A 6,950-nucleotide genomic window follows, 5' to 3' on the forward strand; every position below is an offset into this window, starting at 1 on the left:
GCTCACCCCGCCAAAGGCCGAAAGGCCTTTGGAAACCAATACCTTGACCGATCGCGGGGCCAGGGGACCGCGTCCCCTGGCGGGGGAGTTCGAGGGGGCGGCGCCCCCTCGACGGACGCGCGCCGGGCCAGCACCATGCGCCCGCCACGCAGGAATCCCCCATGTCCCCCCTCGACGCCATCCGCCGCGACCACGCCCAGCTTTCCGCCATCCGCCAGGATTTCCACGCCCATCCGGAACTCGGCATGGCCGAGCACCGCACCGCCGCGCGCGTGGCCGAACTCCTCGAATCCTGGGGCGTGGAGGTCCATCGCGGCGTGGGCGGCACCGGCGTGGTCGGCGTATTGCGCAACGGCAGCGGCAACCGCGCCATCGGGCTGCGCGCCGACATGGACGCGCTGCCGATCGAGGAGCTCACCGACCTGCCCTTCCGCAGCACGACCAGGGGCGTGATGCATGCCTGCGGCCATGACGGGCACACGACGATGCTGCTCGGCGCGGCGAAGTACCTGGCGGAAACCCGCAACTTCGACGGCACCGTCCACCTGATCTTCCAGCCCGGCGAGGAAGGCTGCGGCGGTGCGCTCGCGATGCTCGAGGACCGGCTGTTCGAGCGCTTCCCCTGCGACGCCATCTACGCCATGCACAACCGCCCCGGCATGGCGCTGGGCGAATACGGCATCCGCCCGGGCCCCACGGCCGCCGGCGGCGCCTTCTTCGACATCCGCATCGAGGGCAAGGGCGCACATGGCGCGCGGCCAGAGGTCAGCATCGACCCGGTGCTCGCCGCGTGCCACGTGACCACCGCGCTGCAATCCATCGTCAGCCGCAACATCTCCCCGCGCGACGCCGCGGTGGTCAGCGTGACCAAGGTGGTGGGCGGCGACGCCTACAACGTCATCCCGCAGACCGCGACCATCTCCGGCACCGCGCGCTTCTTCTCGCGGGACGTCGCCGCGCGGATCGAGGAAGGCATGCGCCGCGTGGCGGAAGGGGTCGCCGCCGGCTTCGGCGCCACGGCAAGCACGGACTGGCGCCTGATCTTCGCCCCCACCGTGAACGACCCGGAACAGACGGAAGCCTTCGCGGCGGCCGCCGCCGACCTGGTCGGCGAGGAAAAGGTCGCGCGCGACAACCCGCCAGGCATGGGCTCGGAGGATTTCTCCTTCATGATGGAAAAGGTGCCCGGGGCCTATATCCATGTCGGCAACGGCCCGGGCGAGATGCCGCACCACCCGCGCTATGCCTTCAACGATGACGCGATTCCCTACGGCGCGGCGCTCTACGCGCGGATCGTCGAACGCGGCCTGCCCAAGGCCTGAGCGATATCTCTCGATATCCGCCGCGCGGCGCGCTATATATGCGGCGTCACCTCGGTGACTATGGCGATAAACGGCGTATGGAATAAGCGTTGCGGACCCGGGGGCGGTACCCGGCGCCTCCACCATCATCCCGCCTTGTCAGCGGCAGATGGGGGCGAAACAGGCTCGACGCGCGCGGTAAAGATGCGTCTTTTGCCCGGCATGGTACCGCCGTCATCGGACCAAATCACAAGTGCCAATGACAACGGTCGCGAGACCGTGGCGCTCGCTGCCTAGAGATAGGTAAGCGCGGTCCGGGGGGCACCGGGCAACAGAAGCCCCCCACTTCCCTTCCACGCCTTGCCTGGCCTACATCCGAGCCATGAGCGACGACGCCGCCCCGCCCGAAAGCCTGATGCCCTACGAAGCCTGGGCCGAGGAAGCCCTGCGGGAGGTCGCGATCCGCGCCATCGAGCGCGCCGCCGCCGAGGGCCTGCCCGGCGAGCACCATTTCTACCTGACCTTCCGCACCGACCATCCGGGCACCTCGATCCCCGGCCATCTCAAGGCGCGGTACCCGCAGGAAATCACCATTGTCCTGCAGCATCAGTTCGAGGACCTGAACGTGGACCGCGCCGCGGCGCGCTTCAGCGTCACGCTCTATTTCGGCGGCGTGCCGTCGCGCCTGGTCGTGCCCTTCGGCGCGCTGACCATGTTCCACGACCCGCATGTGCGGTTCGGGCTGCGCTTCCCCGTGACCGGCGCCGACGCCCCCCCGCCCTTCGAGGACGTGCCCGAGGAGGAGACGAGGCCGGCGGAGGAGGATGCGCCCCCCGCCCCGCCCGCCGCCGCCCAGGTGGTCAGCCTGGACGCCTTCCGCCGCAAGCCGGCCAAGGAAAGCTGACGCCGGCCCGAGGTTGGCGGCCCCCGCCCCCCTGCGCTAGACCGCCCGTGCGCGCGCCATATCGCGCGCCCGGAGATTGCGCATGACCCCGCCGCTCGACGCCGCCGCCCCCGCCCGCCCGGAAGGCTTCGCCTACGCCCCCATGTTCCCGCTGGGCGAGGACACGACGCCTTACCGCAAGCTCGACATCGGCGGCGTGACCACCATCGAGGTCGACGGCAAGCGCGTGCTCAGGGTGAAGCCCGAGACGCTGACCGAATTGGCGCGCGCGGCCTGCCGCGACGTCTCCCACCTGCTGCGCCCGGGGCACCTGCAGCAGCTCGCCAACATCCTCAGCGACCCCGAGGCGAGTGCGAACGACCGCTTCGTGGCGCTCGACCTGCTCAAGAACGCGAACATCGCCGCCGGCGGCGTGCTGCCCATGTGCCAGGACACCGGCAACGCCATCGTCTTCGGCAAGAAGGGCCAGCGCGTCTGGGTCGAGGGCGACGAGGAGGAGGCGCTGGCCTTCGGCGTCGCGCGCACCTACACCGAGACCAACCTGCGCTATTCGATGATGGCGCCGATCGGGATGTTCGAGGAGGTGAACTCCGGCAACAACATGCCGGTCGAATTCTCCATCATGGCGCAGCCCGGCGAGCACCACGCCGACGAGATGCACCTGATGTTCATCCTCAAGGGCGGCGGGTCGGCGAACAAGACCTTCCTCTACCAGCAGACGCGCGCGGTGCTGAACAAGCCGAAGCTGCTGGCGTTCCTGGAGGAGAAGATCAAGACGCTCGGCACCTCCGCCTGCCCGCCCTATCACCTGTCCATCGTGATCGGCGGCACCTCGGCCGAGATGAACCTCAAGACCGTCAAGCTGGGTTCGACCCGCTGGCTCGATGCGCTGCCGACCAAGGGCAGCAAGGCCGGCCACGCCATCCGCGACCCGGAGCTTGAGGCCGAGATCCACAAGCTGACGCAGAACCTCGGCATCGGCGCGCAGTTCGGCGGCAAGTATTTCTGCCACGACGTGCGCGTCATCCGCCTCGCCCGCCATGGCGCGTCCCTGCCGATCGGCATCGGCGTCTCCTGCTCGGCCGACCGGCAGATCAAGGCGAAGATCACGGCGGACGGCGTGTTTCTCGAGCAGCTCGAGGCCGATCCCGCGCACTACCTGCCCGAGCACACCGAGGACATCCTCGGTGGCGAGGTGGTGAAGATCGACCTCAACCGGCCGATGAGCGAGATCCGCGCGGAACTCTCGAAGCACCCGGTCAAGACGCGCGTCTCGCTGACCGGCACCATGGTGGTCGCGCGCGACATCGCGCATGCCAAGCTGCAGGAACGCCTCGATCGCGGCGAGGGCCTGCCGCAATACATCAAGGACCATCCGGTCTACTACGCGGGCCCGGCCAAGACGCCGGCGGGCTACGCCACGGGGTCCTTCGGCCCGACCACGGCCGGGCGGATGGATTCCTACGTGGAAGCCTTCCAGGCCGCGGGCGGGTCCTTCGTGATGCTGGCCAAGGGCAACCGCTCCAAGGCCGTGCTGAACGCCTGCAAGAAGTACGGCGGCTTCTACCTCGGTTCGGTCGGCGGCCCCGCGGCGCGGCTCGCCCAGGACTGCATCCGCAAGGTCGAGGTGCTGGAATACCCCGAACTCGGCATGGAGGCGGTCTGGCGGATCGAGGTCGAGGATTTCCCCGCCTTCATCGTCGTGGACGACAAGGGCAACGACTTCTACGAGGGGCTGGAGTGAGCGCGACCGCGGACCGACGGCTGCCCGCGCGCTACGCGCTGCCGGTGACCGGCCTGATCCTGTCGGGGATCATGACGATCATCATCTCGGGCGTGTCGACCTTCATGGCGCTCGGCTTCTCGCTGCTCGCACTCGGCGCCTGGCCGATCGCCTGGATCAGTTCCTGGATCATCGCCTTCCCCACCGTGCTGGTGGTGCTGCCGATCGTCCGCCGCCTGGTCTCGCGCATCGTGGCGCCGGCCTGACCATGCTGGCACTCCGCCCCAATTGCGAATGCTGCGGCCGGGACCTGCCGCCCGAAAGCCGCGACGCGCTGATCTGTTCCTTCGAATGCACCTGGTGCGTCGATTGCGCGCGCACGCGCCTGCCCGGCGGGCTCTGCCCGAATTGCGGCGGGAATCTGGTGCCGCGGCCGATCCGCCCCGCGGCGAAGCTGGAAAGATTCCCCGCCAGCACGGAGCGCATCCACCGCCCCGAACGCTGCGGCGGTGCCACCACCGCATGAGGACCGCGCCATGACAGACCGCCGCCTGATCTCCTCCGGCTCGAAGTTCGAGGAGGAGATCGGCTATTCCCGCGCCGTCGTCATCGGCGACGATATCTGGGTCTCCGGCACCACCGGCTACGACTACGCGACCATGACCATCCAGCCGGATGTCGTGGCGCAGGCGGACCAGGCCTTCCGCAACGTCGCCGCCGCGCTGGCGCAGGCGGGGGCGACGCTGGACGACGTGGTGCGCGTGCTGTTCATCGTGCCCGATCGGGCGGACTGGGAGCCCTGCTGGCCTGTCGTGAAGAAATATCTCGGCCGGGCTAAGCCGGCCTCCACCCTCATCCATGCCGGGCTGCAGACCGATGCGATGCGCATCGAGATCGAGGTCACGGCGCGCATCACCAGGAAGGGCTGAACCGCATGCGCTTCGCCGTCGATCGGCTCGACCACCTGGTTATCACCTGCCGGGATGTCACCATCTCGGCGTCCTGGTACCAGCGCGTGCTGGGGATGGATGTGGAGGAATTCGGCCCCCACGACCGCACCGCGCTGAAGTTCGGCGGGCAGAAGATCAACCTGCGCCCGGTCGAGGCGACGCAGCAGGAATGGTGGACCGGCGAAGGCGGCGGCATCCCCGGCACGGCCGACCTGTGCTTCATCGTCACGGTCGATGCGGAACAGATCGCCGCGCACCTGCAACGCTGCGGCGTGGCCATCGCGCAGGGGCCGGTCGCCAAGGACGGGGCGCTGGGGCCGATCACCTCGGTCTATTGCCGCGACCCGGACGGCAACCTGATCGAGATATCGACCTACGGTGCGCCGCCCTGAAGGATTAGGATGCGCGTCATGACACGGACGCGCACCGAAACCGACAGCCTCGGCACCATCGACATCCCCGCGGACCGCTACTGGGGCCCGCAGACCGAGCGTGCCCGCGCCCTGTTCCGCATCGGTGAAGGCCGGCTCGACCCCGGCGTGATCCGCGCCAGCGGCCTGCAGAAATGGGCGGCGGCCGAGGCGAACCGCCGCCTCGGCGAACTGCCCGACGCCATCGCCGAACCGATCAAGGCGGCGGCGGAGGAGATCGCCGCCGGCCTGCGAGACGCGGATTTCCCGCTGCCCGTCTGGCAGACCGGATCGGGCACCCAGACCAACATGAACGCGAACGAGGTCATCTCGAACCTCGCCAATGAACGGCTCGGCCAGCCACTCGGCGCGCGCGCGCCGATCCATCCGAACGACCACGTCAACCGCGGCCAGTCCTCGAACGATTCCTTCCCCACCGTGATGCACATCGCCGCCGTCGCGGCGCTGCGCGCGCGGCTGCTGCCCGGCCTTGCCGCGCTGCACGCCGCGCTGACCGACAAGGCGCAGGACTATGCGGCGATCGTGAAGCTCGGCCGCACGCACATGATGGATGCGGTGCCGGTCACGCTCGGCGGCGCCTTCGCCACCTGGGCGCGCCAGGTGGAGAACGGCGTCGCGCGCATCGCGGACGCGATCCCGCGCCTGCTGCTGCTGCCCCAGGGCGGCACGGCGGCCGGCACGGGGCTCAACCGCCATCCGGATTTCGACGACGCCTTCTGCGCCATCCTCGCCGCGCGCACGGGGGAAGCCTTCGCGCCCAACCCGGACAAGTCCGAAGGCATGGCCGCGCACGACGCCTTCGTCGAGCTGCACGGGGCGATGAACACCGTCGCGGTTTCACTGACCAAGATCGCCAACGACATCCGCCTGATGGGCTCCGGCCCGCGCGGCGGCCTTGGCGAGCTCATCGTGCCGGCGGATGGCCTGTCCTCCAGCATCATGCCCGGCAAGACCAACCCGACCCAGGCCGAGGCGCTGACCATGGTCTGCGCCCGCGTCATGGGCAACCAGACGACCGTCACCATCGCCGGCGCGCAGGGGCATCTGGAGCTCAACGTCTTCAAGCCCGTCATCATCCAGTGCGTGCTGGAAAGCGCGCATCTGCTGGGCGACGCCGCATCCTCCTTTGCCACGCACATGGTCGCGAAGCTCACGCCCAACCGCGCGCGCATCGCCGACCAGGTGGCGAAGTCGCTGATGCTCGTCACCGCGCTCAACCCGCGCATCGGCTATGACAAGGCGGTCTCGATCGCGAAGCTGGCGCTGGCCGAGGACCTGACGCTGAAGGACGCCGCCATCCGCCTCGGCCACGTCACGGCGGAGGAGTTCGACCGCTGGGTGCGGCCCGAGGAGATGCTCCGCCCCGGCGCGACGCTTGCCGGCGGATGAAGCCGCATCTCGAAAAGCGATCCTTCAGCCTGGCCGGCCACCGCACCTCGGTCGCGCTGGAACCCGCCTTCTGGGCGGCGCTCGAGGCCGCGGCGCGGGACCGGGGAACGAGCCTCGCCGCGCTGATCGCGGAACTGGATGCGGCGCGCGCGGACGGCGGCGCGCCGCTCGCCAGCACGCTGCGCGTCTTCGCGCTGGGCCGCGCGGCCGACCGTCGCTGAGGCGCGGTTCAGCGCTCCGCCCGCCAGCGCG

9 protein-coding genes and 1 other RNA gene are annotated in these 6,950 nt (G+C 69.7%); all 10 read left to right on the forward strand.

All coding sequences use genetic code 11. From position 1 onward, the window contains the following. Nucleotides 1–161 precede the first annotated feature (161 nt). The 10 genes from HW577_RS17355 to HW577_RS17400 all read left to right on the forward strand — a co-directional run bounded on the left by HW577_RS17355 (nucleotide 162) and on the right by HW577_RS17400 (nucleotide 6,919). Nucleotides 162–1,322 carry a M20 aminoacylase family protein gene (locus tag HW577_RS17355; RefSeq protein ID WP_198377406.1) on the forward strand — a complete coding sequence of 387 codons (1,161 nt, stop codon included), beginning with the start codon at nucleotides 162–164 and terminating at the stop codon, nucleotides 1,320–1,322. A gap of 6 nt (nucleotides 1,323–1,328) precedes the next feature. Continuing rightward, nucleotides 1,329–1,648, forward strand: a transfer-messenger RNA (tmRNA) gene (gene ssrA / locus HW577_RS17360). Between the two features lie 35 nt (nucleotides 1,649–1,683). Then, nucleotides 1,684–2,205, forward strand: a complete 522-nt coding sequence (locus HW577_RS17365) for an SspB family protein (protein ID WP_198377407.1) — start codon at nucleotides 1,684–1,686, stop codon at nucleotides 2,203–2,205. A gap of 82 nt (nucleotides 2,206–2,287) precedes the next feature. Then, complete coding sequence (locus tag HW577_RS17370; protein ID WP_269769561.1) at nucleotides 2,288–3,949, forward strand: fumarate hydratase; 1,662 nt, start codon at nucleotides 2,288–2,290, stop codon at nucleotides 3,947–3,949. Further along, entirely contained in the window at nucleotides 3,946–4,194 is a 249-nt protein-coding gene (locus HW577_RS26620; protein ID WP_198377408.1) for a DUF2798 domain-containing protein, read from the forward strand. Before HW577_RS17370 ends, HW577_RS26620 begins: the two co-directional genes overlap by 4 nt. Nucleotides 4,195–4,196: 2 nt before the next feature. Then, nucleotides 4,197–4,454 carry a DUF1272 domain-containing protein gene (locus tag HW577_RS17380; RefSeq protein WP_198377409.1) on the forward strand — a complete coding sequence of 86 codons (258 nt, stop codon included), beginning with the start codon at nucleotides 4,197–4,199 and terminating at the stop codon, nucleotides 4,452–4,454. Between the two features lie 10 nt (nucleotides 4,455–4,464). Beyond that, nucleotides 4,465–4,857: a RidA family protein gene (locus HW577_RS17385; protein WP_198377410.1), complete on the forward strand. Its 393-nt coding sequence runs from the start codon at nucleotides 4,465–4,467 to the stop codon at nucleotides 4,855–4,857. Between the two features lie 5 nt (nucleotides 4,858–4,862). Continuing rightward, entirely contained in the window at nucleotides 4,863–5,270 is a 408-nt protein-coding gene (locus tag HW577_RS17390) for a VOC family protein (protein WP_198377411.1), read from the forward strand. Between the two features lie 18 nt (nucleotides 5,271–5,288). Then, nucleotides 5,289–6,698 (forward strand): class II fumarate hydratase, encoded by a 1,410-nt coding sequence (locus tag HW577_RS17395; protein WP_198377412.1) that lies wholly within the window; start codon nucleotides 5,289–5,291, stop codon nucleotides 6,696–6,698. After that, complete coding sequence (locus HW577_RS17400; RefSeq protein WP_198377413.1) at nucleotides 6,695–6,919, forward strand: ribbon-helix-helix domain-containing protein; 225 nt, start codon at nucleotides 6,695–6,697, stop codon at nucleotides 6,917–6,919. Before HW577_RS17395 ends, HW577_RS17400 begins: the two co-directional genes overlap by 4 nt. The last annotated feature ends 31 nt before the right edge of the window (nucleotides 6,920–6,950 follow it).

The organism is Neoroseomonas rubea (genome assembly GCF_016106015.1).
GTDB classification, from domain to species: Bacteria; Pseudomonadota; Alphaproteobacteria; order Acetobacterales; family Acetobacteraceae; genus Neoroseomonas; species Neoroseomonas rubea.

What these genes read in the sequence shown, in the direction of transcription:
- HW577_RS17355 (WP_198377406.1), top strand. Translation starts at nt 162, where the DNA reads ATGTCCCCCCTCGACGCCATCCGCCGCGACCACGCCCAGCTTTCCGCC.
- HW577_RS17365 (WP_198377407.1), top strand. Translation starts at nt 1,684, where the DNA reads ATGAGCGACGACGCCGCCCCGCCCGAAAGCCTGATGCCCTACGAAGCC.
- HW577_RS17370 (WP_269769561.1), top strand. Translation starts at nt 2,288, where the DNA reads ATGACCCCGCCGCTCGACGCCGCCGCCCCCGCCCGCCCGGAAGGCTTC.
- HW577_RS17380 (WP_198377409.1), top strand. Translation starts at nt 4,197, where the DNA reads ATGCTGGCACTCCGCCCCAATTGCGAATGCTGCGGCCGGGACCTGCCG.
- HW577_RS17385 (WP_198377410.1), top strand. Translation starts at nt 4,465, where the DNA reads ATGACAGACCGCCGCCTGATCTCCTCCGGCTCGAAGTTCGAGGAGGAG.
- HW577_RS17390 (WP_198377411.1), top strand. Translation starts at nt 4,863, where the DNA reads ATGCGCTTCGCCGTCGATCGGCTCGACCACCTGGTTATCACCTGCCGG.
- HW577_RS17395 (WP_198377412.1), top strand. Translation starts at nt 5,289, where the DNA reads ATGACACGGACGCGCACCGAAACCGACAGCCTCGGCACCATCGACATC.
- HW577_RS17400 (WP_198377413.1), top strand. Translation starts at nt 6,695, where the DNA reads ATGAAGCCGCATCTCGAAAAGCGATCCTTCAGCCTGGCCGGCCACCGC.